We start from the raw sequence: 25,811 nt of genomic DNA, 5'->3' as shown, positions 1-25,811 counted from the left end.
GTAAAGACGGAAGAGGAAAGGAAAGGGGGAATTTCCCGATTACTCCAAGTCTTTATGACCTTCACCCTGTCCTTAAATGACGGGGCTTTTTTTATGCCCCGCATCACAAAAAAAGATTGTGAAAGGAGCAGGAATGATGAAAAAATTATTGACGATGAATGAGCTATCTTTAACTGAAATCGAAACGATCTTATACGAGGCAGAGGGGTTTGCCAATGGAACGAGCTGGATGCCTATGCAGCAGACGATGGTCGCCAATCTGTTCTTTGAGCCAAGCACGCGAACCAAATCAAGTTTTGAAATGGCTGAAAGGAAATTAGGACTTGAGGTCATTCCTTTTGATGCGGGGACATCATCCGTGTTAAAAGGAGAAACCTTATACGACACAGCGAAAACATTTGAATCGATTGGAGTCAAAGCTCTCATCATCCGTCATGAGCAGGACAACTATTTTGATGAGTTGAGAGGCAAATTACATATCCCCATCATCAATGCGGGTGATGGTTGCGGAAATCATCCGACACAGTCTCTGCTCGATTTATTGACGATAAAGCAAGAGTTTACTAGTTTTAAAGGTCTGAAAATTTCGATTATTGGAGATGTGAGGCATAGCCGTGTGGCTAAATCCAATGCAGACGCACTCACCCGCCTAGGTGCAGAAGTTGTATTCTCAGGTCCTCCCGAATGGTTTGACGTAAACAATGGATTGGCGAAATACGAAGATATCGATCAAGCTGTAGCGACAGCGGATGTGGTCATGTTGCTCCGAATCCAACATGAAAGGCATAGTGATAAATATGACGTGGAAAATGGGGAGTATTTGAAAAGGTTTGGCTTGAATAAGATTCGTGAAAAAACGATGAAACCATGTGCCATCATCATGCATCCAGCCCCCATTAACCGCGGAGTTGAGATTGACAGTGATTTGGTCGAATGCAGCCGCTCAAGAATCTTCAAACAAATGCAAAATGGCGTTTTTATCAGAATGGCTGTGTTAAAAAATGTGCTTGAAAAAAATAAGGGAGGAAACACTCATGAAAACTGTCATCAAAAATGGAGTATTGCTAGATAATCAAAATCAATTCAAGAAAGCAGATATAGAAATAGAGGGAAGGTTCATCACGAAAATAGGGGAGAACCTGGCTACGGAAGATAGTAAAGTAGTAGATGCTGATGGGCTGCTTGTTACAGCAGGATTCATAGATCTACATGTACATTTACGTGAGCCGGGGGGAGAACATAAAGAAACCATTGAAACGGGAACCTTGGCGGCGGCCAGAGGTGGCTTTACGACAGTAGCAGCCATGCCCAATACAAGACCTGTACCTGATACTGTGGAGCACCTTGGGGCGTTGAATAAAAAAATTGAAGAAACGGCACATGTTCGCGTGTTGCCCTATGCTTCGATCACGATTAGAGAAGCTGGCAAGGAGCTGACTGATTTTTCAGCACTGAAGAAGACAGGGGCATTCGCCTTTACGGATGATGGTGTTGGCATTCAAGAGGCAGGAATGATGCTTGAAGCGATGAAGCGGGCAGCTGCCATTGATATGGCTGTGGTCGCCCATTGTGAAGATAATAGCTTAATCAATAAAGGCTCCGTTCATGAGGGGAGATTCTCCAAAGAAAATGGAATCAATGGAATTCCTTCTGTATGCGAAGCTGTACATATTGCCCGTGACATATTGCTTGCGGAAGCGGCAGGCTGCCATTACCACGTCTGCCATATATCAACGAAAGAATCGGTAAGAACCGTAAGAGACGCTAAACGTGCCGGTATCAAAGTCACTGCGGAAGTGACCCCACATCATCTATTACTTTCAGAAGATGATATACCAGGGCTTGATACGAATTATAAAATGAACCCTCCTTTAAGGGGACGCGAAGATCGTGATGCTTTAATCGAAGGCTTGCTTGATGGAACCATCGATTTTATCGCAACAGACCATGCCCCTCATAGCGTTGAGGAAAAAGAGCAAAGCATGCAGCTTGCTCCATTCGGAATTGTAGGTCTAGAAACGGCCTTCCCGCTGCTTTATACGGAATTGGTCAAAAAAGAAATCATCACTCTGAAACAGTTGGTAGACTTCCTGACCATCAAACCAGCTGATTGCTTCTCGCTTCCATTCGGCCAGCTAAAAGAAGGGGTTGTGGCGGATATCACGTTAATCGATTTGAATGCAAAACAGGCGATCAATAAAGAAGAATTCGCTTCAAAGGGAAAAAACACACCTTTCCATGACAAGAAATGTCAGGGGTGGCCGGTCATGACGATTTCAGAAGGAAAGTTATCTTGGGAAAAAGGACGTGTTCAGGGATGAAAAGACAGCTTATTTTAGAAGATGGTACGGTTTTCATTGGCGAAGCATTCGGTGGAGACGTGGAGAAAATCGGGGAAGTCGTATTTAACACAGGGATGACAGGCTATCAAGAAATTTTATCTGATCCATCTTATTGTGGTCAAATTGTTACTTTGACATATCCGCTAATTGGGAACTATGGAATCAACCGAGACGATTTTGAATCGATCAATCCAGCCATAGCGGGATTCGTCGTGAAGGAAACTGCAGAATTTCCTTCTAACTGGCGCAACCAATTATCACTTGATGACTATTTGAAAATGAAGAATATCCCTGGAATCTCCGGGATTGACACGAGAAAGCTGACAAGGATCATCAGAAAGACAGGTGCTCTTAAAGGGGCGCTCTGTAATATGAATAAGAAGGCCGATGAGGTTATTGCCCAGCTTAAAGCAACGGTACTCCCGACCACTCAAGTGAAACAGGTATCTACTAAAACGGCCTACTCAAGTCCAGGTAGGGGACCGCGAGTGGTTCTAGTCGATTACGGAATGAAGCATGGTATTTTACGAGAGTTGACGAAACGTGGGTGTGACGTCGTGGTCGTTCCTTATAACATCACGGCACAGGAGATCATGAACTATCATCCGGATGGAGTGATGCTGTCCAATGGACCTGGAGACCCAAAAAGCGTTCGGGAAACGTTAGAAATGATTCGGACAATCCAGAAAGAAGTCCCACTATTCGGAATTTGCCTGGGCCATCAGCTGTTCGCGCTTGCAAACGGGGCAGATACAGACAAACTAAAATTCGGTCATCGCGGATCCAACCATCCAGTAAAGGATCTTCGTACGGGAAAAGTGTCCATTACTTCGCAAAATCACGGTTACACAGTCGAAACGGATTCAATCGAACATACCGACCTTACCGTTACACATACTGCCTTGAATGATGATACCATCGAAGGTTTACGCCATAAACATTACCCGGCCTTTACGGTTCAGTACCATCCGGAGGCGTCACCAGGACCGGAAGACGCCAATTATCTTTTCGATGAATTTTTACGGAACATTGAAGTTGCCACTACAAAGGGGGAAGAAACATGCCAAAACGCACAGATATAAAAAGCATCTTAGTTATTGGTTCTGGTCCAATCGTAATCGGCCAGGCCGCTGAGTTCGATTATGCAGGAACTCAAGCATGCATCGCATTAAAAGAAGAGGGCTACCGGGTAATTCTGATCAACTCAAACCCCGCGACGATCATGACCGACAGTGAAATGGCTGATGCGGTTTATATCGAACCGATCACCCTGGAATTTGTTAGTAAAATCATCCGCAAAGAGCGTCCGGATGCCTTGCTTCCGACTTTGGGCGGACAGACGGGATTGAATATGGCCGTAGAATTGGCCAATGCGGGGATATTGGAAGAATGCAACGTCCAGATTCTGGGCACGAAACTTTCTGCCATCCAACAAGCGGAAGATAGGGATTTGTTCCGCACGTTAATGAATGAACTCGATGAGCCGGTTCCGGATAGCGACATTATACATAATTTGGATGAGGCCTATGCGTTCGTGGAACGAGTCGGCTATCCAGTCATCGTTCGTCCCGCGTTCACATTGGGGGGGACAGGAGGCGGGATCTGTGAAGACGAAGAGCAATTGATTGAGATTGTTGAAGGCGGCTTGAAAAGCAGCCCTGTCCATCAATGCCTTCTTGAGAAAAGCATTGCCGGTTTTAAAGAAGTGGAATATGAAGTGATGCGAGACTCCAATGATAATGCGATAGTCGTATGTAATATGGAGAACTTCGATCCAGTCGGTGTACATACAGGTGATTCGATTGTTGCGGCACCAAGTCAAACGCTAAGTGACCGAGAGTACCAAATGCTTAGGAACACTTCATTGAAAATCATTCGTGCCTTGAAAATCGAGGGTGGTTGTAATGTTCAGCTGGCCCTTGACCCAGATAGCTACCAATACTATGTGATTGAAGTCAATCCACGGGTAAGCCGTTCATCGGCACTCGCATCGAAAGCGACAGGATACCCGATAGCCAAACTTGCGGCTAAGATTGCAGTCGGTTTGACGCTAGATGAAATGATGAACCCGGTTACGGGCAAAACGTATGCGAGCTTCGAACCGGCGCTAGATTATGTCGTCACGAAAATCCCTCGGTGGCCGTTCGATAAATTTGAAAGTGCCAACCGTAGACTCGGCACGCAAATGAAGGCAACTGGAGAAGTCATGGCGATTGGCCGAACATTCGAGGAATCGATACTTAAAGCTGTTCGTTCCCTTGAAGCCGGGGTATATCACCTCGAGTTGAGTGAGAATTTCAATGATGAATTAATTGAAAAAAGAATCCGGAAAGCGGGAGATGAACGGTTATTCTATATCGGTGAGGCATTAAGAAGAGGAAAAACGATAGAAACCATTCACGAATGGAGTCAAATCGATTTATTCTTCCTTCATAAACTGAAGAAAATCATCGACTTTGAACAAGAGTTACGTACTCATATTTATGACACGGAAGTCCTGCAGAAGGCTAAAGAGCTTGGCTTTTCCGACAAAACCATTTCGGAAATCTGGGAAGTCGCTGAAATCAATGTATATGAATATCGAAAACAGCATGGAATCATACCAGTTTATAAAATGGTTGATACGTGTGCCGCAGAATTCGAATCAGAAACGCCGTATTTTTACGGAACGTATGAAGAGGAAAACGAATCGGTGGTAACGGATAAAAAAAGCGTCATCGTACTGGGGTCTGGTCCGATCCGAATTGGTCAAGGTGTTGAATTCGACTATGCGACCGTACATTCCGTGTGGGCCATTAAGGAAGCGGGCTATGAAGCAATCATCATCAATAATAATCCTGAAACGGTATCAACAGATTTCAGTATTTCCGATAAGCTTTACTTCGAGCCGTTGACACTTGAAGATGTGATGCATGTCATCGACTTGGAGAAACCAGAAGGGGTCATCGTCCAATTTGGCGGGCAGACCGCCATCAATCTTGCAGAGGGGTTAGTTCATCGGGGTGTGAAAATACTCGGTACCTCTTTAGAAGACCTGGACCGTGCGGAAAATCGAAACAAATTCGAGACAGCTCTCCAAGAAATGGGCATTCCACAGCCTAAAGGGAAAACGGCCACGTCCGTCGAAGAAGCGATCATCATTGCTGAAGATATCGGATACCCGGTTTTAGTAAGGCCTTCCTATGTACTCGGAGGAAGGGCGATGGAAATTGTCTACAAACAAGAAGAGTTGCTTCATTACATGAAAAATGCGGTGAAAATCAATCCGGAACACCCGGTACTGATTGATCGGTATCTAACGGGTAAAGAAGTGGAGGTCGACGGCATTTCGGATGGCAAGACCGTGGTCATCCCTGGAATCATGGAACACATCGAACGGGCAGGGGTTCACTCGGGCGATTCGATTGCCGTCTATCCGCCCCAAAGCCTGACGGATAAGCAAAAAGAAGTGATCATCGATTACACCACCAGATTGGCAAAAGGATTGAAAATCATTGGTTTGCTGAACATCCAATATGTCATCAGTAATGACGAAGTGTATGTCATTGAAGTGAATCCACGTTCAAGTCGTACGGTTCCATTCTTAAGTAAAATTACAAATGTACCCATGGCGAACCTCGCAACAAAGGTGATTCTGGGACAAAGCCTTGAAAGTCATGGGTATCAGTCAGGAATGGTTCCCGAACAAACCGGGGTCTATGTAAAAGTGCCTGTCTTCTCTTTTGCTAAATTGAGAGGAGTGGACATATCACTCGGGCCTGAAATGAAATCGACTGGGGAAGTCATGGGGAAAGATAGCACACTTGAAAAGGCCCTATACAAAGGACTTGTCGCTTCCGGCTTCACCATACAAAGCCATGGAACGGTCTTGTTAACCATATCGGATAAAGATAAGCAGGAAGCACTTCAATTAGCCAGACGCTTCCATAACATCGGCTTCAAGCTAATTGCCACAAGTGGAACGGCGAATATGCTGGAAGAGTCGGGCATCCCAACTGCTGTCGTAGGAAAAATCGGAGAAGAAGGCAGGAATCTGTTGGATGTCATCCGTCATGGCGAAGCCCAGTTCGTCATCAATACATTGACAAAAGGGAAGCAACCGGAGCGGGATGGGTTCAGGATTCGACGTGAATCGGTTGAAAATGGAGTTACCTGCTTGACATCATTGGATACAGCAGAAGCCATTTTAAGAGTGATCGAATCCATGACATTCTCGACGGAAGCCATGGGAAAGACGAAAAAAAGTCGTGAGGTGAGCTATACATGATCAAGAAGGAAACAATGAAGGTGTTGACACATAAAGAGCTGGCTCCATCTATCTTTGAGCTAACCCTACAAGGTGAGTTAGTTTCTGAAATGAAGCAGCCGGGGCAATTTGTCCAAATTAAACCGACGGAAGGTACCGAGCCGCTGCTAAGACGCCCGATTTCGATTTCTTCTTACAATAAAAGCAAAAAGGAATTCACGATGATTTACCGGGCTGAAGGGAAGGGAACAACATTATTGTCCCAGCGGAAGCAGATGGAAGGGGTAGATATTCTCGGCCCACTTGGCAACGGCTTTCCGGTTGATGAAGCGAAAGCTGGGGAGATTGCATTGTTGGTCGGTGGGGGGATAGGCGTCCCTCCCCTGTTCCAGCTCTCAAAAATGCTGGTTGCCAGAGGCGTTCGGGTTATTCATGTGCTTGGTTTCCAAACGATGGCTGCCGTTTTTTATGAAGAAGAGTTTAGTGAATTAGGAGATACATATATTGCAACGGTGGATGGATCATATGGGACAAAAGGATTCGTTACGACGGTAATCGAGAAGCTGGGTGCGGAATTTGAAACGGTCTTTTCCTGCGGGCCAACGCCGATGTTGAAGGCGCTGGAAGCGGGGTATAGCGACAAGAAGCTTTATCTATCGCTAGAGGAAAGGATGGGGTGTGGCATCGGTGCTTGTTTTGCCTGCGTATGTCACACTGCAGACGATCCGGAAGGCTTTAGTTATAAGAAGGTATGCAGTGACGGACCCGTATTTCGTTCAGGAGAGGTGGTACTATGAGCAGATTATCGGTAGAACTACCCGGTTTACACTTAAAAAATCCGGTCATGCCAGCTTCGGGCTGTTTTGGATTCGGGCGTGAATACAGCCAGTTCTTTGATTTGGATATATTGGGAGCCATCATGATTAAAGCGACCACACCAGAGCCTCGTTTTGGCAATCCGACACCGCGTGTCGCCGAAACCTCCTCAGGGATGCTGAATGCAATCGGATTGCAAAACCCGGGTCTGGATAAAGTCATCAATGAAGAATTGGCGTGGCTCGATAAATATGATGTGCCGATCATCGCAAACATTGCCGGATCCCATATAGCCGATTATGTGAAAGTTGCCCGGGACATAAGCAAGGCAGAGAATGTTGTGGCACTTGAATTGAATATCTCCTGCCCGAATGTGAAAGAAGGCGGCATCGCTTTTGGGACGATTCCCGAAGTTGCAAAGGAAGTAACTAAGGCAGTAAAGGAAGTTTCCTCGGTCCCTGTTTATGTGAAGCTTTCTCCCAATGTCAGCGATATTGTAGCCATGGCCAAAGCGGTTGAAGAGGGAGGGGCCGACGGTCTGACAATGATCAATACGCTAGTCGGCATGCGGTTGGATTTAAAAACGGGTCAGCCGATCCTTTCAAACAAGACTGGTGGATTGTCTGGTCCTGCCATTAAACCAGTCGCACTTAGGATGATTTATGAAGTGAGTCAGCAAGTTTCGATTCCAATCATTGGTATGGGCGGCATCTCTTCTGCGGAGGATGTCATTGAATTTTTCTATGCAGGTGCAAGCGCAGTTGCGGTGGGAACAGCAAACTTTGTGGATCCCTTTGTGTGCCCGACGATTATTGAAGAATTGCCCAAATTATTGGATGAGTTAGGATTTGAGCATATTTCGCAATGTACCGGAAGGAGTTGGAAGCAGAATGAAGCAATCGTTAATAATCGCGCTTGATTTTCCTAGCCTGATTCAAACGAAGCAATTTTTACAACATTTTCAATCGGAGAAACTAGCAGTTAAAGTCGGGATGGAGTTGTTTTATCAGAACGGACCGGGAATCATTTCATTTGTAAAAGAACAAGGGCATGATATTTTTCTGGATTTGAAGCTTCATGATATCCCTAATACGGTCAAAATGGCAATGAGGGGGCTTGCTACATTGAATGTGGATATGGTGAATGTCCATGCGGCCGGCGGAAGCAGAATGATGGAAGCGGCACTTGAAGGCCTTGATAGTGGAACGGCTACCGGAAAAAAACGCCCATTATGCATAGGGGTGACCCAACTGACAAGTACGTCACAGGAACAAATGAATCTCGAACAAAACATCAACGGAACACTTGAAGATGCAGTACTGCACTATGCAAAGCTCTCAGGCCAGGCCGGCCTTGATGGTGTTGTCTGCTCGACGCATGAAGTTAGAAGGATCCATGAACATATCAGCGACCAATTTATGACGGTTACGCCAGGTATCCGTAATGAAGGTGGACCAACACATGATCAACACAGAATAGCAACTCCTGAGCAGGCAAGGATCATAGGGTCCGATGCAATCGTGGTAGGTAGAGCAATCACATCTGCAAAAGATCCATTACAAACATATTTAGACATGAAGGCATCTTGGGAGGGAATTCGATGTTAAACCAATTAATTGCAGAACGACTTTTAGAAATCAAAGCGGTATTCCTACAGCCAAATGAACCATTCACGTGGGCATCTGGAATCAAGTCACCCATTTATTGCGATAATCGTTTAACCCTTTCCTATCCAGCGGTTCGGAATGAAATCGCCGAGGGATTGAAAGGATTGATTGAACAGAACTTCCCGGATACTGAGCTAATCGCTGGCACCGCCACGGCTGGAATACCGCATGCCGCTTGGGTGAGTGATAAAATGGATTTGTCGATGTGTTATGTCCGCTCGAAAGCGAAGGAACACGGAAAGGGCAATCAAATTGAGGGGCGTGCTTTGTCAGGTCAAAAAGTGGTTGTCGTTGAAGATTTAATATCTACAGGCGGTAGCGTCATCACGGCAGTAGACGCTCTTAGAAAAGCAGGATGCGAGGTCCTTGGGGTCGTTTCCATCTTTACATACGAATTAGAAAAGGGAAAAGAAAAGTTTACTGCTGAAAACATTACGAACTACTCCTTAAGTGATTATTCCTCATTGATTAAAGTGGCTAATGAAAAAGGCTATATTACTGCAGGGGAACTGGAAAAGCTAAAAAAATGGCGTGAAAATCCCGAAGACTCCGCCTGGATTTCTGCATAAATAGAGCTAATGGGTTGATGTTTGATAGGTACGCTTAAACAGCACCACGTATTCTCTACTGAATATGGGGTGTTGTTTATACTTTTTTGGTACCGTACCCCCATGACACATATACTATGCCATTGCAGTTTTGGCTATGGTGGAAGTAAAAAGGAGGGTGATCAGGGTTCGTATTAACATAAAAAAGCACACCACTAATACAAGCGGTGTACCAAAGTTTGTTTCATGTGGAAACATTCTAGTTATCACTTTTTAAAAAAAATACCTTTTTTATACTATTAAATTACCACTTCCAACTGTAAGCAACAGTTTTTACTTCTTTCGCTTTTCCTTTGACGGTAGGTGGAAGTTCTGGATAGTTCAGTTCGAATGCCGTTTTTCCACCTGCATTCAACCCAATATCTAATGAACCATTCAATACGCCTACCAATTTCCCTTCTCCATCATATAAACCAGATGCCAAACGAATGTCATCCGCTTTTTCATCCCCGTCATTTATCACATTCCCTGTGACAGAATAAGGATTATCTGAAAAATCACCGCTCAAAGCGTTCAACTTAACATTTTCCGTTTTTAAATAGGCTGGTTCCTCATCTGTTGTATCGAAATCTATATTAGAATACGCTTTATTGACCAATTTAGGGTCTTTCACAGAATCTAAAATAGTGGATTCACCAATATACGCCGTTTCACCTGGCATGATGACATCAGGTGTAGCCGTTATCATACTGGCCGTACCAAGGACGCTTCCGTCTTCCCCTTCAAAATTAATTTGGATATCACTTAACGAAGCAGGGGCATTTCCGGTATTTTTCACTTCGGCAGAATAGTTCACCCAAACAGAATCAATAGAATCTTTCCAAGCACCGAATGTTTCTTGCATTATTTCTACTTTCGCTTCTTTTTTATCTTTTTGTTCAGCTTTTGTATTGGTAGAAGAACCTTTCTCAGTTGAAACAGTTTGTTCCTCACCTGAACAGGCAGTCAATAGTAAAACCACCAACAAAAGACTCATACTCCATATTTTTTTCATTGAAATAATTCCTCCCTTTTACAACAGGAACTATATTACCATAGTTTTTAAGGATTTGGTTGAAAAAATCAAACCTTCAGTGCTTTACAAATGATGGACTAGAGAAGCATAGATCTTTGAATAGGTATTTATTCTATCTTGATTTCTAAAATATGTATTTATTTTTTTGTTTTACTATTTAACAAGACTTTCGACCTGGTGACATTCAAGGCATCGTTTTTTCATGAGACAAAAGGGCCCTTCTCTTTACGATTTCTATTAGTATATTATTCACTTTTACCATCTCTAAGATGATGCTTCAACCAAAATAAAAACTGCACCCCGCTTGTTAGGTCATGTCTAACAAGCGGGGTGCAGTTCACAGGGTATTGTTTTTATTAATACTTATCCTTTTACGTGTGTCACTTCTTTTAAAGAAATGACCGTATCGGCATCAGGGGTAACATAAACGGTTTGCTGTTGTTCATAGATGACAAACCCAGGTTTCGATCCATTTGGTTTCTTCACATGGCGAACTTGGGTGAAATCGACAGGCACCGAGCTTGATTGCTTGGCTTTGCTGAAGAATGCAGCTAAAGCGGCCGCTTCCTTTATCGTATTTTCACTTGGTGATTCATTCCGAATCACGACATGTGAGCCGGGAATATCCTTCGTATGAAGCCAGATTTCATCACGACGGGCAAATTTATTCGTCAAGTAATCATTTTGCTTATTATTTTTCCCGACAAATATGAGGTCTCCATCACTACTGTAATAAGTCTCAAGCTGCGGTTTGGCATTGGCAGGTTTTTTCATGCCCTTTTTCTTTTTCTGGCGGATGTACCCTTCTTCTTGTAGTTCTTCGCGTATTTCCTCGATATCTTTTGGTGAGGCAGACTGCAATTGCTGATGCAAGGCTTCAAAGTAAGCCAATTCCAGTTGGGCTTTTTCGATTTGCTCTTGGACGACAACGACCGCATTTTTGGACTTTTGATACTTTGAAAAGTACTTCTGTGCATTATCAGATGGGTTTTTTAATGGATTAAGCGGGATAACGACAGTCTCTTGATCTTCATTGTAATAATTGATGACCTCGATTTCCTTCATGCCTTTTTTCATTTGATATAAGTTGGCTGTCAGCAATTCACCGAACAGTTGGTATTGTTCCCCGCGTTCCGTTTCCTTTAGCGTACGTTCCAATTTGCCGATTTTTTTTGAGTTTTTTTCTATTTCATTCGTAATGAAGCGTTCTATATCCTGGCCCTTTTGCTTGACGCGGTCCCGTTCGGCTTTCCCAAAGTAATAGCGGTCAAGCATCTCGCTTAAGGATGGAAATGACCTTTCTTTACCCGTCAGGTGATTCAGGGAAAGCATATAGAAAACTTCTTTACTGCCATCTTGTTTGATGGTCGGGACATACTCTCGATCTGCAATCTCTTTTATGAGGCTAGAGAAAGCAGGTGGAAGTGTCGAACTGTTCGCCAAACCAGCACGGTAAACGGCCTCTTTAGCCGCTAGGGGTGAAACTCCTGAGAAATGGGCTACTAGCTGACGGTCAAGCTTTCCAGCATTAAAGTCCAGCGATTTCCTTATATCATCGTCAGTGGAGTCAAATGGATTTTGCTTCTCCTGTTCTGGGGGGAGAATGTATTCCTGGCCAGGTAATATCGCCCGGTGGCTGTTCACAGCGTGTGATACATGTTTGATGCTGTCTAAAATCATATTCCGCTCTTTATCAACTAAGATGATATTGCTGTGACGACCCATAATTTCGATGATTAGCTGTTTCTGGGAAACATCGCCCAGTTCATTTCTACCTTTCACTTCGAGGATGATCATCCGATCTAGCTCATGTTGATAGATGTCCTCGATTGTATATCCTTCCAGATGCTTCCTGAGCAGCATGCAGAACATTGGTGCCTCTTTCGGATTTTCATAGCTTTCTTCTGTCAGCTGTACCCTTGAATAGCTCGGGTGTGCAGATAATAGTAGCTTTTGATTTTTACCTCCAGCCCGAACCACCAGTATGATTTCGTTTTTATAGGGCTGATGCACTTTATTGATGCGCCCGCCTTTTAATAAAGAAGCGATTTCTTCCGTTATCGCTTTCGTGAATAATCCATCGAATGACATTCATTTTACTTCCTTTACATAAGATTTTCTATAAGGCTCTTTCAATAGCCGTTTTAAAATGGTTGCCTATATTACTGGAATAAACATGGGAATGAGTCTATTCCTGACATTCATTAATCCATCGGTAGGTCGGATAATCCGTTTGTGCAATTTCAGATTAATTATAGCATTTTTTTGGACGAGTCTGAATAATCATGGAAGAAGAGCAGTTGTTTTATGTAGTTTAGTATGCAGGCGGATGAGGGTGAGCAACGCTAAGTGCCTGTTTTGAGCATGTATACTGGGGCCTATTTCATTCTATTCAAAGGGATGTGTGATACTCGATGGAGTTCAAGGAAATGAATAAGCAAGAAATGGAGAAGGCGCTTCAAACGGACGTGAAAGCTGGTTTGAATGAGAAAGAAGTAAAGGACAGGCTGAACAAGCAAGGATTCAATGAACTGAAAGAAGGGGAAAAGCAATCTGCCATTTTACTGTTCTTCGCTCAATTTAAAGATTTTATGGTCATTGTCTTGCTTGCGGCAACCTTGGTCTCTGGCATCTTGGGTGAATATATCGATGCGATTGCCATCATTGCCATTGTTTTTTTAAATGGGGTACTTGGGTTTTTTCAAGAACGTAAGGCTGAAAAATCATTGGATGCCTTAAAGGAAATGACAGCCCCACAGGTTCAGGCATTAAGGAACGGGCAATGGCTGAAGATCCCTTCAAGGGAAGTGGTAGTAGGGGATATCTTGAAATTTGCAAGCGGGGACCGAATAGGGGCAGATTTACGGATCGTCGACCATTCCAGCCTTGAAATTGAAGAATCAGCTCTAACTGGCGAGTCCATTCCAGCCGTGAAATGCTCCGATCCATTAATGGGCGAGGCGGAAAGCATCGGGGATCAGGAAAATATGGCGTTCATGGGAACGATGGTCACTAGAGGAAATGGTATTGGAATTGTTGTCGCGACAGGAATGAACACAGCAATGGGGAAGATAGCGGACCTTCTTCAAACAGCAGAAACCAAGGAAACGCCACTACAACGACGATTGGAACAATTGGGAAAAATCTTAATCATTACCGCGTTGATCTTAACTGGAGTCGTCGTATTAACGGGTGTCCTTCAAGGGCATGATCTTTATACCATGTTTTTAGCCGGTGTTTCCTTGGCTGTTGCGGCCATCCCGGAAGGCTTGCCTGCCATTGTGACAGTAGCCTTGTCTCTTGGCGTTCAACGGATGATTAAACAAAAGGCCATTGTTAGGAAGTTGCCTGCGGTTGAAACGCTTGGATGTGCCACAGTGATATGTTCCGACAAAACTGGAACATTGACCCAGAATAAAATGACGGTTACGAAAATTTGGAGTGGCGGGAAGACATGGGATGTAAGTGGGACAGGATATCATCCGACTGGGGAGTTTTCTTCAGGAGGAGTTTCGGTCGCTCCAAAAAATGAAAAGGCTCTCCTCCAAATGGTGACATTTGGGATTCTTTGCAACAAAGCCGAGGTAAATGAGAGAGGAAAAGGATATGTCCTTGACGGAGATCCGACAGAAGGCGCGATGGTAGTAGCGGCGATGAAGGCGGGTTTGACGAGGGAGCATTTGTCAAACCAGTTCACGATCGTGAGGGAGTTTCCATTCGATTCTGAAAGGAAGATGATGAGTGTTGTAGTCAAGGATGATAAAGAAAACCATTTTGTCGTAGTAAAAGGGGCACCAGATGTTTTGCTAGCCCAGAGTGATACGATTTTAGTGGACGGTAGAACGGACCCGCTAAATCGGGAAAACAAGGAACGGGTTCAACTGAAAATGAATGAGCTTGCATCAAGTGCACTTCGGATGATTGCAGTGGGTTACAAACCACTTTCAAAGGGAACCATTCTACTCCATGAGACAGAGGCCGAACGGAATTTGACCTTCATGGGGCTGCAGGGCATGATAGACCCACCTCGTCCTGAAGTGAAACAAGCAGTTAAGGAATGCCGGGATGCGGGAATTAAAACGGTCATGATAACGGGCGACCATGTTATAACAGCCAGGGCTATTGCTAAAGATCTTGGTATTTTAAGAGGGAAAGACCGTGTACTCGAAGGTCATCAATTATCGGCGATGGAAGTTGACGAGCTCGAAGAAATCGTTGAAGGAGTGTCTGTGTTCGCCCGTGTTTCCCCGGAACATAAGTTGAAAATCGTGAAGGCTTTACAGAATAAAGGACATGTTGTTGCGATGACGGGAGATGGCGTCAATGACGCTCCGGCAATAAAGTCGGCCGATATCGGTATATCAATGGGCATCACGGGTACAGACGTCGCAAAGGAGGCTTCTTCCTTGATTTTGGTCGATGATAATTTCGCCACGATTAAATCGGCTATTAAAGAAGGAAGGAACATCTATGAAAACATTCGGAAGTTTATCCGGTATTTGTTGGCATCGAATGTTGGTGAAATTCTTGTCATGTTTTTCGCCATGCTTTGTGCCTTGCCTTTACCATTGATTCCCATTCAAATCCTATTCGTCAACTTGGTGACGGACGGACTCCCGGCGATGGCTTTGGGTCTCGATGATCCTGAAGAAGATGTGATGAAAAGGAATCCGAGAAATGCTAATGAAGGGGTTTTTGGGAGGGGACTAGGCTGGAAAATCCTCTCACGTGGTTTTTTAATTGGGATCTCGACGTTAATTGCCTTTTATGTGGTATATCGTGCGAATCCTGATAATCTTGCATATGCACAGACCATCGCATTTGCGACCCTTGTACTTGCCCAGTTGATCCATGTTTTTGACTGTCGGAGTGAAAAGTCCATTTTCTCAAGAAATCCGTTTGGCAATCTGTATTTAGTGGGAGCAGTGCTCTCTTCCCTGTTGTTAATGCTTGCTGTCATGTATGTACAGCCGCTACAGGCAATCTTTCACACCGTTCCGATTTCGGGCAGGGATTGGCTATTAGTGGTAGGAATGTCATCAATCCCAACTTTTTTACTGGCGGGAACCTTTTTAGCAAGAAAAGCACAATAAAATATGATATAATCTTTTAGGTGATAGAGTCTTTCTCTATTACCTTTTTATTTTTAGAACCTTTTATTTATACTGATCATGACGTGAAAATGCTGATATAGATTGAATGAACATACCAAGTTACTACATTATGTTTGATTGGAAGTGGAGACATGGTTACCAGTATGACGGGCTATGGAAGAGGAGAATCACAAAACGAACAGGTCAAGGTCTTTGCAGAAATCAAGACCGTCAACCATCGTTTCTGCGAATATACGATTCGAATGCCGCGCCAGCTGTTGGTTCTGGAAGAAAAAGTGAAAAAAATGGCGAGTGAATACATAAGAAGGGGACGGGTGGAACTCTTCATAACGGTCGAAGGGAAAAGCCTGGTTTCTAAAAATGTTGATATCGATTGGAATCTTGCAGATCAATATGTAAGCCTGATGGATGCAGTGAAGGGGAAATATAACCTTGGCGGTTCCATTTCGCTTCAAGATATACTGCAACTCGAATCGATTTTCTTGATGGAAGAAGTAGCGACCGTTCCTAGTGATTTGGAAAAGTTGCTTATGGAATCAGTAAAGGGTGCCCTAGAAAACCTGAAACAAATGCGTGTTCAGGAAGGACAGGGGCTGGCCAGTGATTTGCAAAGTCAGTTAAAGAAGTTTGCTGAGATTGTAGCGGGGGTCAAAACCTATGCGCCTTCTGTTGTAAAGCAATATAAGGATCGACTGACAATAAAGCTTTCCGAGTTGACTGATGGCATGATTGAAGATAGTCGCATTGTCACAGAGGCGGCCATATTTGCGGATAAATGTGATATAAATGAAGAATTGACTAGGCTCGATAGCCATGTGCAACAGTTTTCGGATACCCTTAAGCAAGGCCAACCGATTGGGAGGAAATTGGATTTTCTCGTTCAAGAGATGAACAGGGAAGTCAATACGATCGGTTCAAAGGCAAATGACTCAGCCATTACAAAAGAAGTGGTTGAAATGAAAAGCCTGCTTGAAAAATTGAAGGAACAGGTTCAAAATATCGAATAATCGGTTTATGATAACCCTGTCAAGGCGACAATAGAATATGAATGGGGGACAAAAATGTCAATTAAGCTCATTAATATTGGTTTTGGTAATATCGTTTCCGCAAATCGGATCGTATCCATTGTAAGTCCTGAATCTGCTCCAATAAAAAGGATTATCCAGGATGCCCGTGATCGCGGATCATTAATAGATGCTACATACGGCAGAAGAACAAGGGCCGTTATTATTACAGACAGCGACCATGTCATCTTATCCGCCGTTCAACCGGAAACGGTTGCAGCAAGGCTTCAAGATCGAGATGATAGCGTAGAAGAGGGGTAACTGAAAGATTATGAGAGAAAAAGGTTTATTAATTGTTTTGTCCGGCCCATCAGGTGTGGGTAAGGGTACCGTAAGAAAGGCAATCTTTTCTCAGCCGGGTACGGCATTCGAGTATTCAATTTCGATGACGACACGACTTCCACGGCAAGGTGAGGTGGATGGGGTAGATTATTTCTTTAAAAAGCGTGAGGATTTCGAAGCGTTGATTGAAGAAGGAAAGCTCCTGGAATATGCGGAGTTCGTCGGCAATTATTATGGAACACCTGTTGATTATGTCCGAGAAACGATTGATTCCGGAAAAGATGTTTTTCTTGAAATCGAAGTACAAGGAGCTAGGCAGGTTCGGGAAAAGTTTCCTGAAGGCCTATTCATTTTCCTTGCCCCGCCAAGCTTGAGTGAACTTGAAAGTCGGATCGTAACCCGTGGTACCGAGACGGAGGAAGCGATCAAAGGGCGCATGAAGGTGGCTAAAGAGGAAATAGAGCTTATGGATCTGTATGATTACGTCGTTGAAAATGACCATGTAGATGCTGCTTGTGCTAGAATTAATGCAATTGTAATTGCCGAACATTGCCGTCGGGAAAGAGTTGCTGTTCTTTATAAAAAAATGTTGGAGGCGGAATAAACTATGTTATATCCATCTATTGATTCATTATTACTGAAAATCGATTCAAAATACTCACTTGTATCTGTGGCAGCCAAGCGTGCTAGAGAAATGCAAATTAAAGATAACTGCATGATTGCTAAACCAGTTTCTCACAAATCAGTCGGTCGTGCCCTTGAAGAAATCTATTCTGGTAAATTATCATATGATAATTCATCTGAAGTAAAATAATTGAACACTTAAGCTTGACCTATCGGGCCTGACACCCTAACAGCAAACAGGATGCGTTACTTTTGGAACTTGCTTCCTTCCTGCGGCAAAGGTGTGTCAGGCCTGTTTGTTTTGATTTTGGATAGGAGCAAACAAACAGCAATCCAAAAAGCGGTTATGGACTTTATTGACACTTACCAAGGTTCTTGCGCATATATAATGAAATTTTACCTGTAAACCTTCATAATTAGTTAATAATAGAATGTATAGTTAGGGGAAATTTGCATGCTAATCGATAAAAAGGTTCTACTTTGTGTCACTGGCGGAATTGCTGTATATAAGGCTGCAGCCCTGACCAGTAAACTGACGCAGGCAGGGGCTCACGTTAAGGTGATCATGAGTGCCTCGGCGCGCCAATTCGTGACGCCTCTTACCTTTCAGGCACTTTCAAGACATGATGTTTATACCGATACATTTGATGAAAAAGATTCCTCGGTCATTGCCCATATCGACCTTGCTGATTGGGCGGATATTGTCCTGGTGGCGCCTGCCACAGCGAATGTTATTGGCAAGATAGCCAATGGCATCGCGGATGATATGATCACGACCACGTTGCTTGCAACGGAGGCCCCTGTTTGGGTAGCTCCGGCTATGAATGTCCATATGTACGCTCATCCGGCTGTGCAGAAGAATATGGAGACGCTTCGTACGTTTGGTTATCAATTCATAGAGCCCGGTGAAGGGTATTTGGCTTGCGGCTATGTAGGAAAGGGAAGACTGGAAGAACCGGAAACGATTGTACAACATCTACAAGAATACTTTGGGGAAGTTGGCTTGAAACCACTTAAGGGTAAGAAATTCTTAATCACGGCGGGGCCTACCCGTGAAGCAATCGATCCTGTACGCTTCGTGACGAACCATTCTAGTGGCAAGATGGGCTATGCCATTGCCGAGCAGGCAGCCAATCAGGGAGCCGATGTGACCTTGGTCACCGGGCCCGTGAGTTTGGCTCCGCCTTCGAAGGTGAAGGTCATTCCCGTCGAATCAGCCGCAGATATGTATGAAGCGGTGTTTGAGCAATTTGACTCGAGTGATGTGGTAATTATGACGGCTGCGGTTGCCGACTATAAACCCAAATTCTATCATGAACAGAAAATGAAAAAACAGCCTGGTGAAAATGTGATTGAATTTGAACGGACAAAGGACATTCTTATGGAATTGGGCAAGAATAAGACTCATCAGCTCTTAGTCGGTTTTGCAGCCGAAACGAATAATGTGGAAGAGTATGCAAAAGGGAAATTGGTGAAGAAGAATGCCGATATGATCGTAGCCAATAATGTTACGGTATCGGGTGCAGGCTTCGGCACGGATACAAATATTGTTACGATCTTTAATAAGGATGGGCGTTCCATCGAACTTCCAAAAATGAGTAAAGCGGATATCGCCAAAAGTATTTTGGCAGAAGTATCCTGCATGCAAAAGGATTGATGTCTAATGGATATTGCATCCGTCATAGTGGATGTACCTGCAAAACAAACGGATAGGGAATTCGATTATCGAATTCCTAAGAAATGGATCCAGGTCATTAAACCTGGCATGCGAGTCATTGTTCCATTTGGTCCCAGAATGGTGCAGGGATTCGTAACGGGGCTAAAAGATAAAAGTGAATTTGCTAAGCTCCGCCATATTAAAGAACTGATGGATTTGGAGCCTGTTTTAAATGATGAATTGCTGCAACTTGGTGACTGGTTGACGAAAGAGGCCATGTGTTTCAAAATTTCGGCGCTGCAAGCGATGCTACCGGCAGCAATGAAAGCAAAATATGAAAAAGTCATCAATATCGTAGACGGTAAAAAGGCCCAGCTGTCCACGATGATACAAGCTCTTTTTGGCAAGCATGATTCGCTATCATGGAAAGATGCGATAGAAGGGGAACATGCTTCCCTTCTTCAAAAAGAGTTGCAAAAAGGCAATTTAGAGTTAGTGTATTTTGTGAAAAACCGTCTCAATAAAAAGACGGTACGGGTTATAAAACCGTTAGTATCTCCAATGGAATTGAAAGAAATGGGTTCGTCGCTATCCGGAAATGCAAGAAAACAGCAGGAGCTCATCCAATATTTCATTGAACACCCAGACCCGATACCGCTTAAGGAGCTTCTTGAATTGGTTAATGCTTCTAGTGGGACGGTGAAGTCCCTTGTGGCAAAAGGGGCATTGGTCGAACTGGAACAAGAAGTATACCGCGACCCTTATGAAAACCGTGTATTTAATAAATCCAATCCCTTCACATTAACAGATGAGCAGGCTGCCGCGCTTGGGCCCATTCAGGAGAAGATTAAACAGGACGAACATGACGTTTTCCTTTTATATGGTGTAACGGGAAGTGGGAAGACAGAAGTGTATTTACAGGCCATCGCTTCGGTTATGGAGAAAGGGAAGGAAGCCATCATGTTGGTTCCGGAAATTTCTTTGACTCCCCAAACGGTGAAACGGTTTAAAGAACGCTTTGGCGAGCAGGTTGCGGTCATGCATAGTGGTTTATCCGTTGGAGAAAAATATGATGAGTGGAGGAAAATTCATCGTAAAGAAGTAAAAGTAGTGGTAGGGGCACGGTCGGCCGTTTTTGCTCCATTTGAGAATCTTGGGATCGTCATCATTGATGAAGAGCATGAGGCGAGTTACAAGCAAGAAGAAAATCCGCGTTATCATGCAAGGGATGTTGCGATTGAACGAGCGAAATCCTATCAATGCCCTGTCATCCTCGGAAGTGCCACCCCTACCCTAGAATCCTTTGCCCGTGCCAAGAAAAATGTCTATCAGTTATTGACCCTCAGTCAGCGGATGAATAAACATGCTATGCCTGCAGTCGATATCGTGGATATGAGGGAAGAACTAAGATCGGGAAACCGCTCAATGTTTTCCGAACTGCTATTCACGAAGTTGCAAGATCGGCTCGAAAAGGGACAGCAGACGGTACTGATGTTAAATAAGCGTGGGCATTCCTCCTTTGTCATGTGCCGTAGTTGTGGATTGGTGATCAACTGTCCAAATTGTGATATTTCCCTCACTTACCATCGCTTTAATGATATAATGAAATGCCATTATTGCGGGTTTGAGGAAGGGATGCCTTCTGTGTGTCCCGAGTGTGAGAGTGACCATATCCGATTCTTTGGAACGGGTACACAGAAGGTGGAGGAAGAACTTGCCAAGATCCTCCCTGATGCAAGAGTAATTCGGATGGATGTCGATACGACGAGTAGGAAGGGATCACATGAGCGGCTGCTGAATGCATTCGGTGAAGGGAAAGCGGATATACTGCTTGGAACCCAAATGATTGCCAAGGGCCTTGATTTCCCGAATATTACGTTGGTTGGCGTGCTTTCAGCCGATACGATGCTGCATTTGCCTGATTTCCGTTCTTCGGAAAAGACATTCCAGCTATTGACGCAAGTCAGCGGAAGGGCAGGGCGACATACACTTCCTGGTGAAGTGGTGATCCAAACCTATACGCCTGAGCATTACAGTATAGAGCTTTCCGCTATGCAGGATTACGATGCATTTTATGAAAGGGAGATGTACATCCGGAGGCAAGCCCATTATCCTCCTTATTATTATGTAATCCTCGTAACGGTTTCTCATGAGGACTTGATGAAAACCGTGAGTGTGACGGATAAGATTACTAATTTCCTGAGTTCGCGACTGCATAAGGATTCTATCGTCCTCGGGCCGGTCGCCTCCCCAATTAGTCGAATCAACAATAGATATCGATACCAATGTCTGATAAAATACAAACGAGAGCCGGAGCTTTATCACCATTTACGAACGCTTTTGGAGCATTATCAAAAGGAAACGGCCCAAAATCACCTGCAGATTTCCATTGATTTAAATCCGCAGATTATGATGTAGTTGTTATGATATCGCGAGCTGTTCAGGCTTGCGTTTTTATATAGTAAGTTTTGTTTTTTTATATTAGGAGGGTACTTTTCGCTTTGACTATTTTACCGATTGTCATGTTTCCTGAAAAAATTTTACAACAAAAATGCGCTAAAATAACAAGTTTTGATAAAAAATTGGCAAAGCTGTTAAATAATATGTACGAAACGATGGTTGAAGCGGATGGAGTGGGTCTTGCAGCCCCACAAGTGGGCGTGAAAAAACAAGTCGCCGTCGTAGAGATAGAGGAAGGATCAGGTGTCATTGAATTGATCAATCCGGAAGTGCTGGAAGTCGAGGGAGAACAGACAGGCGTTGAAGGCTGTCTAAGTTTTCCAGACCTATATGGGGAAGTGTCCCGTCCATACCGTGTCAAAGTGCGTGCACAGGACAGGAAGGGGAATTTTTTCGAAATAGAAGCTGAAGGTTTCCTGGCTAGGGCCATCCAGCATGAAATGGATCATTTGCAAGGGGTACTATTTACAAGTAAAGTGTCCCGATATATTACAGAGGAAGAGTTAGAAAGGTTTGAAGAAAAATGACAAAAATTATTTTTATGGGGACGCCGGACTTTTCAGTACCGGTGCTTAAGCGAATCATTGACGAGGGGTATGAAGTGATTGCTGTCGTCACTCAGCCGGATCGTCCGGTTGGCAGGAAAAGAGTCTTGACTCCACCACCGGTTAAAGTTGAAGCAATCAAACAAGGGATACCCGTTTACCAGCCAGAGAAAATCCGTGAAAAAGAAGAATTGGAAAAGATCATCCGTTTAAAACCGGACTTAGTGGTGACGGCGGCTTTCGGACAAATTCTTCCTAATGAGTTATTGGAAGCTCCTAAATTTGGCTGTATTAATGTACATGCCTCATTACTACCTGAACTACGTGGCGGAGCGCCTATTCACTACTCCATCTTACAAGGTAAAGAAAAGACGGGAATCACCATCATGTATATGGCTGAGAAATTAGATGCCGGAGATATTTTAACTCAGGCAGAAGTGGTCATCGAAGAACTAGATAATGTCGGTACGATGCATGATAAGTTGAGTAAGGTCGGTGCGGATTTACTTGCCGACACATTGCCGAAGTTATTGAATGCTGAGCTATCCCCAATTAAGCAAGACGAGGAAAAGGCAACTTTTGCTCCCAACATTAAACGATCAGAGGAAAAAATCGACTGGTCGAAAACGGGAGAGGCCATCTATAATCATGTCCGCGGCTTGAATCCTTGGCCTGTTGCCTATACACTCGTAAACGGGTCTGTCCTGAAAATCTGGCAGACAAAGAAAGTTAAAGGTAACGCTCAAACAAGCCCCGGAACGATCATTGAGGTGCTTGATGAAGGAATGGTCGTGGCGACTGGAAATGAAACGGCGATTCTCATCACCGAACTACAACCATCAGGTAAGAAAAAAATGCCAGCGAAGAATTACTTGATTGGTGCGGGTTCATTCATTAAAGCAGGTATAAAGTTAGGAGAAACTAATGACACAAACTAAAAAGGGAGTACGCGATATTGCTCTCGACATCTTGGAATCTGTAGAGAAAAATCAATCTTATAGCAACCTGTTACTTAATAATTTGATTAAAAAGCATCAATTGTCTGCAGTGGATAGTGGATTGTTAACAGGAATCAGCTACGGAACGATCCAGCGGAAGATGACATTGGATTACTATCTACAGCCATATATAAAAAATCCTAAAAAAACGCAAAGCTGGGTCATTAACCTTCTTAGGCTTTCCGTATACCAAATGGTTTATTTAGATAAAGTGCCAGATCATGCGATTATTTTCGAAGCTGTCGAGATATCGAAAAAACGCGGGCATAAAGGAACGCAGTCAATGGTCAATGGGGTGCTCCGCAATATCCAAAGAAATGGTGTTGCATCATTTGATGATATCAAGGACGACCGTGAACGCCTATCAATTGAAGTGAGTCATCCATTATGGTTGATAAACCGTTGGGTTGAGCAATATGGGTATGAGAAAACAAAGGAAATGTGTGAAATTAACTTAATGGCTCCATTACAGACGGGACGAGTTAACTTGAAACAGATTTCCCGCAGTGAATTAATCAGTATTTTGACTGAAGAGGGATATGATGTGGAAGCCAGTGAATTCGTGCCGGAATCCATTATCAGTTACAAAGGGAACCTGGCACATTCCGAAAGCTATAAATTAGGTCTTCTTTCCATTCAGGACGAAAGTTCGATGCTGGTCGCCCATGCGCTTGGTGCACATGATAACGATGCAGTTTTGGACTGTTGCGCAGCGCCAGGAGGCAAGTCAATGCATATTGCCGAAGGTCTGACGACGGGGCAGGTATATGCTCTTGACCTTCATGAACATAAAGTTAAGCTCATCAAGGAACAGGCAGAGCGACTAAAGTTAAGGAACAACATTAAGACGCAGGTCTTAGATAGCAGACACGTTCAGGAACACTTCAATAAAGAAGGGTTTGACAGAATCCTGATAGATGCTCCTTGCTCCGGATTAGGCGTCATGCGTCGTAAGCCTGATGTGAAGTATACAAAAACAAATAATGATATAATGAAACTTTCAAACATACAGAAACAATTATTGGAAGCAGCTGCTCCGCTCCTGAAACAAGGTGGACAGTTAGTATATAGTACATGCACAGTGGACAAAGAAGAAAATGACAGAGTAGCAGCGACGTTCTTGGAACAACATCCGGAGTTCGAAAGCGATACAACATTGTCTGAAAGAATGCCCGAAAGTGTTCAACCATTTGTTGAAGGTCATACCTTGCAAGTGTTCCCGCAATATTTTAGCAGTGACGGTTTCTTTATTGCGAGTTTTAGAAAGAAGGTGCTGTAATGGCAGAGATTACGAAATCATCAAGAGTGAGAAAAGACACAACACCAGAAAAACCATCGATTTATTCGTTGGAGCTTCATCAAATTAAAGAATGGTTGGTTGAAAACGGTGAGAAAGCTTTCCGTGCGGACCAAGTTTATGACTGGCTTTATAAAAAACGCGTTTCAAGTTTTGAGGATATGTCTAACCTATCTAAGACATTGCGAGATAAATTGGAAGATCAATTCACTTTCACGACGTTAAAGACATTGATCCAACAAACATCCAATGATGGAACGATGAAGTTCTTATTTGAATTGCATGACGGGTACTCAATTGAAACCGTATTAATGCGCCATGAATATGGGAATTCCATCTGTGTAACGACACAGGTAGGCTGTAGAATCGGTTGCACATTCTGTGCATCGACGCTTGGTGGTTTAAAACGTAATCTTGAATCAGGGGAAATCGTTGCCCAGGTCGTCAAGGTCCAACAAGCACTTGATGAAGTTGAAGAACGCGTTAGCTCGGTCGTTATCATGGGAATCGGCGAACCATTCGATAACTATGATAATATGATGTCTTTCCTTAAAAATATCAACCATGAAAAAGGGTTGAACATCGGTGCTCGCCATATCACCGTTTCGACTAGTGGGATCATTCCTAAAATCTATAAATTTGCTGAAGAAAGCATGCAAATCAATTTTGCTGTATCACTTCACGCGCCGAACACTGAGTTGAGAAGTAAATTGATGCCGATAAATAAGGCTTATAAGCTTCCTGACTTGATTGAAGCCATCAAATACTACACGGAAAAAACGGGACGCCGTGTCAGCTTTGAATATGGTCTATTCGGTGGAGAAAATGACTCAGTAGAGCACGCTGAAGAACTGGCCGATTTAATAGAAGACATCAAGTGCCATGTCAATTTAATTCCGGTTAACTATGTACCGGAACGCAACTATGTACGTACACCTCGGGATAAGATTTTTGAGTTTGAAAAAACATTGAAAAAACGTGGCATTAATGTAACAATTCGAAGAGAACAAGGCAGTGACATTGACGCAGCCTGTGGCCAGCTTCGGGCTAAGGAGCGTAAAGAAGAGACGAGGTGA

21 protein-coding genes are annotated in these 25,811 nt (G+C 43.7%); 19 read left to right on the top strand and 2 right to left on the bottom strand.

The genetic code is table 11. The features are described 5' to 3' along the window. Nucleotides 1-136: 136 nt before the first annotated feature. The 8 genes from ACIQXR_RS12035 to pyrE are packed head-to-tail and all read left to right on the top strand — an operon-like array spanning nt 137 to nt 9,640. Nucleotides 137-1,072 carry an aspartate carbamoyltransferase catalytic subunit gene (locus tag ACIQXR_RS12035; protein ID WP_402868210.1) on the top strand — a complete coding sequence of 312 codons (936 nt, stop codon included), beginning with the start codon at nt 137-139 and terminating at the stop codon, nt 1,070-1,072. Next, complete coding sequence (locus tag ACIQXR_RS12030) at nt 1,035-2,321, top strand: dihydroorotase (RefSeq protein WP_403080026.1); 1,287 nt, start codon at nt 1,035-1,037, stop codon at nt 2,319-2,321. Before ACIQXR_RS12035 ends, ACIQXR_RS12030 begins: the two co-directional genes overlap by 38 nt. Continuing rightward, nucleotides 2,318-3,424, top strand: coding sequence for a carbamoyl phosphate synthase small subunit (locus tag ACIQXR_RS12025; RefSeq protein ID WP_402868214.1), 1,107 nt, complete (start codon nt 2,318-2,320; stop codon nt 3,422-3,424). Before ACIQXR_RS12030 ends, ACIQXR_RS12025 begins: the two co-directional genes overlap by 4 nt. Continuing rightward, nucleotides 3,403-6,609, top strand: a complete 3,207-nt coding sequence (carB, locus tag ACIQXR_RS12020) for a carbamoyl-phosphate synthase large subunit (RefSeq protein ID WP_403080025.1) — start codon at nt 3,403-3,405, stop codon at nt 6,607-6,609. Before ACIQXR_RS12025 ends, carB begins: the two co-directional genes overlap by 22 nt. Continuing rightward, nucleotides 6,606-7,385, top strand: a complete 780-nt coding sequence (locus tag ACIQXR_RS12015) for a dihydroorotate dehydrogenase electron transfer subunit (RefSeq protein ID WP_402868217.1) — start codon at nt 6,606-6,608, stop codon at nt 7,383-7,385. Before carB ends, ACIQXR_RS12015 begins: the two co-directional genes overlap by 4 nt. Continuing rightward, nucleotides 7,382-8,323, top strand: coding sequence for a dihydroorotate dehydrogenase (locus ACIQXR_RS12010; protein WP_402868219.1), 942 nt, complete (start codon nt 7,382-7,384; stop codon nt 8,321-8,323). Before ACIQXR_RS12015 ends, ACIQXR_RS12010 begins: the two co-directional genes overlap by 4 nt. Then, the gene (gene pyrF, locus ACIQXR_RS12005; protein ID WP_403080024.1) at nt 8,295-9,011 is read left to right on the top strand and encodes an orotidine-5'-phosphate decarboxylase; all 717 of its coding nucleotides are present in this window, start codon (nt 8,295-8,297) and stop codon (nt 9,009-9,011) included. The genes ACIQXR_RS12010 and pyrF overlap by 29 nt, the downstream gene beginning before the upstream one ends. Further along, on the top strand, nt 9,005-9,640 hold the full coding sequence (gene pyrE, locus ACIQXR_RS12000; RefSeq protein WP_402868221.1) for an orotate phosphoribosyltransferase: 636 nt from the start codon (nt 9,005-9,007) through the stop codon (nt 9,638-9,640). The genes pyrF and pyrE overlap by 7 nt, the downstream gene beginning before the upstream one ends. Nucleotides 9,641-9,923: 283 nt before the next feature. On the opposite strand, the gene ACIQXR_RS11995 is transcribed toward pyrE, so the two are convergent. Together ACIQXR_RS11995 and ACIQXR_RS11990 are read right to left on the bottom strand one after the other, a co-directional pair. Next, nucleotides 9,924-10,673, bottom strand: a complete 750-nt coding sequence (locus ACIQXR_RS11995; protein ID WP_402868222.1) for a hypothetical protein — start codon at nt 10,671-10,673, stop codon at nt 9,924-9,926. A 384-nt stretch (nt 10,674-11,057) separates the two neighbouring features. Further along, on the bottom strand, nt 11,058-12,785 hold the full coding sequence (locus ACIQXR_RS11990) for an Rqc2 family fibronectin-binding protein (protein WP_402868224.1): 1,728 nt from the start codon (nt 12,783-12,785) through the stop codon (nt 11,058-11,060). Nucleotides 12,786-13,108: 323 nt separating this feature from the next. On the opposite strand from ACIQXR_RS11990, the gene ACIQXR_RS11985 reads away from it, so the two are divergent. The 11 genes from ACIQXR_RS11985 to rlmN all read left to right on the top strand — a co-directional run bounded on the left by ACIQXR_RS11985 (nt 13,109) and on the right by rlmN (nt 25,811). Beyond that, on the top strand, nt 13,109-15,787 hold the full coding sequence (locus ACIQXR_RS11985) for a calcium-translocating P-type ATPase, SERCA-type (RefSeq protein ID WP_402868226.1): 2,679 nt from the start codon (nt 13,109-13,111) through the stop codon (nt 15,785-15,787). A 152-nt stretch (nt 15,788-15,939) separates the two neighbouring features. Then, complete coding sequence (locus tag ACIQXR_RS11980) at nt 15,940-16,815, top strand: YicC/YloC family endoribonuclease (RefSeq protein WP_402868228.1); 876 nt, start codon at nt 15,940-15,942, stop codon at nt 16,813-16,815. A 54-nt stretch (nt 16,816-16,869) separates the two neighbouring features. After that, nucleotides 16,870-17,133, top strand: coding sequence for an extracellular matrix/biofilm regulator RemA (gene remA / locus ACIQXR_RS11975; RefSeq protein WP_034313813.1), 264 nt, complete (start codon nt 16,870-16,872; stop codon nt 17,131-17,133). A gap of 10 nt (nt 17,134-17,143) precedes the next feature. After that, entirely contained in the window at nt 17,144-17,758 is a 615-nt protein-coding gene (gene gmk, locus ACIQXR_RS11970; RefSeq protein WP_402868230.1) for a guanylate kinase, read from the top strand. Nucleotides 17,759-17,761: 3 nt separating this feature from the next. Beyond that, a complete protein-coding gene (rpoZ, locus tag ACIQXR_RS11965) occupies nt 17,762-17,968 on the top strand; it encodes a DNA-directed RNA polymerase subunit omega (RefSeq protein WP_402868232.1) in 207 nt (68 codons plus the stop codon). 264 nt (nt 17,969-18,232) lie between these two features. Continuing rightward, entirely contained in the window at nt 18,233-19,435 is a 1,203-nt protein-coding gene (gene coaBC / locus ACIQXR_RS11960) for a bifunctional phosphopantothenoylcysteine decarboxylase/phosphopantothenate--cysteine ligase CoaBC (protein ID WP_402868234.1), read from the top strand. 6 nt (nt 19,436-19,441) lie between these two features. Then, entirely contained in the window at nt 19,442-21,853 is a 2,412-nt protein-coding gene (gene priA / locus ACIQXR_RS11955; RefSeq protein ID WP_402868236.1) for a primosomal protein N', read from the top strand. 83 nt (nt 21,854-21,936) lie between these two features. Continuing rightward, nucleotides 21,937-22,422 (top strand): peptide deformylase, encoded by a 486-nt coding sequence (gene def / locus ACIQXR_RS11950; RefSeq protein ID WP_402868238.1) that lies wholly within the window; start codon nt 21,937-21,939, stop codon nt 22,420-22,422. Beyond that, a complete protein-coding gene (gene fmt / locus ACIQXR_RS11945; RefSeq protein ID WP_403080022.1) occupies nt 22,419-23,378 on the top strand; it encodes a methionyl-tRNA formyltransferase in 960 nt (319 codons plus the stop codon). Before def ends, fmt begins: the two co-directional genes overlap by 4 nt. Further along, the gene (rsmB, locus tag ACIQXR_RS11940; protein ID WP_403080020.1) at nt 23,365-24,717 is read left to right on the top strand and encodes a 16S rRNA (cytosine(967)-C(5))-methyltransferase RsmB; all 1,353 of its coding nucleotides are present in this window, start codon (nt 23,365-23,367) and stop codon (nt 24,715-24,717) included. The genes fmt and rsmB overlap by 14 nt, the downstream gene beginning before the upstream one ends. After that, nucleotides 24,717-25,811 carry a dual-specificity RNA methyltransferase RlmN gene (gene rlmN / locus ACIQXR_RS11935; protein WP_402868244.1) on the top strand — a complete coding sequence of 365 codons (1,095 nt, stop codon included), beginning with the start codon at nt 24,717-24,719 and terminating at the stop codon, nt 25,809-25,811. The genes rsmB and rlmN overlap by 1 nt, the downstream gene beginning before the upstream one ends.

The organism is Peribacillus sp. NPDC097224 (assembly GCF_044761985.1).
Taxonomy (GTDB): Bacteria; Bacillota; Bacilli; order Bacillales; family DSM-1321; genus Peribacillus.
The sequence above is the reverse complement of the archived record's forward strand: the minus strand, read 5'-3'. Positions and strand labels throughout refer to the sequence as shown.

What these genes read in the sequence shown, in the direction of transcription:
- ACIQXR_RS12035 (WP_402868210.1), top strand. Translation starts at nt 137, where the DNA reads ATGAAAAAATTATTGACGATGAATGAGCTATCTTTAACTGAAATCGAA.
- ACIQXR_RS12030 (WP_403080026.1), top strand. Translation starts at nt 1,035, where the DNA reads ATGAAAACTGTCATCAAAAATGGAGTATTGCTAGATAATCAAAATCAA.
- ACIQXR_RS12025 (WP_402868214.1), top strand. Translation starts at nt 2,318, where the DNA reads ATGAAAAGACAGCTTATTTTAGAAGATGGTACGGTTTTCATTGGCGAA.
- carB (WP_403080025.1), top strand. Translation starts at nt 3,403, where the DNA reads ATGCCAAAACGCACAGATATAAAAAGCATCTTAGTTATTGGTTCTGGT.
- ACIQXR_RS12015 (WP_402868217.1), top strand. Translation starts at nt 6,606, where the DNA reads ATGATCAAGAAGGAAACAATGAAGGTGTTGACACATAAAGAGCTGGCT.
- ACIQXR_RS12010 (WP_402868219.1), top strand. Translation starts at nt 7,382, where the DNA reads ATGAGCAGATTATCGGTAGAACTACCCGGTTTACACTTAAAAAATCCG.
- pyrF (WP_403080024.1), top strand. Translation starts at nt 8,295, where the DNA reads ATGAAGCAATCGTTAATAATCGCGCTTGATTTTCCTAGCCTGATTCAA.
- pyrE (WP_402868221.1), top strand. Translation starts at nt 9,005, where the DNA reads ATGTTAAACCAATTAATTGCAGAACGACTTTTAGAAATCAAAGCGGTA.
- ACIQXR_RS11995 (WP_402868222.1), bottom strand. Translation starts at nt 10,673, where the DNA reads ATGAAAAAAATATGGAGTATGAGTCTTTTGTTGGTGGTTTTACTATTG.
- ACIQXR_RS11990 (WP_402868224.1), bottom strand. Translation starts at nt 12,785, where the DNA reads ATGTCATTCGATGGATTATTCACGAAAGCGATAACGGAAGAAATCGCT.
- ACIQXR_RS11985 (WP_402868226.1), top strand. Translation starts at nt 13,109, where the DNA reads ATGGAGTTCAAGGAAATGAATAAGCAAGAAATGGAGAAGGCGCTTCAA.
- ACIQXR_RS11980 (WP_402868228.1), top strand. Translation starts at nt 15,940, where the DNA reads ATGGTTACCAGTATGACGGGCTATGGAAGAGGAGAATCACAAAACGAA.
- remA (WP_034313813.1), top strand. Translation starts at nt 16,870, where the DNA reads ATGTCAATTAAGCTCATTAATATTGGTTTTGGTAATATCGTTTCCGCA.
- gmk (WP_402868230.1), top strand. Translation starts at nt 17,144, where the DNA reads ATGAGAGAAAAAGGTTTATTAATTGTTTTGTCCGGCCCATCAGGTGTG.
- rpoZ (WP_402868232.1), top strand. Translation starts at nt 17,762, where the DNA reads ATGTTATATCCATCTATTGATTCATTATTACTGAAAATCGATTCAAAA.
- coaBC (WP_402868234.1), top strand. Translation starts at nt 18,233, where the DNA reads ATGCTAATCGATAAAAAGGTTCTACTTTGTGTCACTGGCGGAATTGCT.
- priA (WP_402868236.1), top strand. Translation starts at nt 19,442, where the DNA reads ATGGATATTGCATCCGTCATAGTGGATGTACCTGCAAAACAAACGGAT.
- fmt (WP_403080022.1), top strand. Translation starts at nt 22,419, where the DNA reads ATGACAAAAATTATTTTTATGGGGACGCCGGACTTTTCAGTACCGGTG.
- rsmB (WP_403080020.1), top strand. Translation starts at nt 23,365, where the DNA reads ATGACACAAACTAAAAAGGGAGTACGCGATATTGCTCTCGACATCTTG.
- rlmN (WP_402868244.1), top strand. Translation starts at nt 24,717, where the DNA reads ATGGCAGAGATTACGAAATCATCAAGAGTGAGAAAAGACACAACACCA.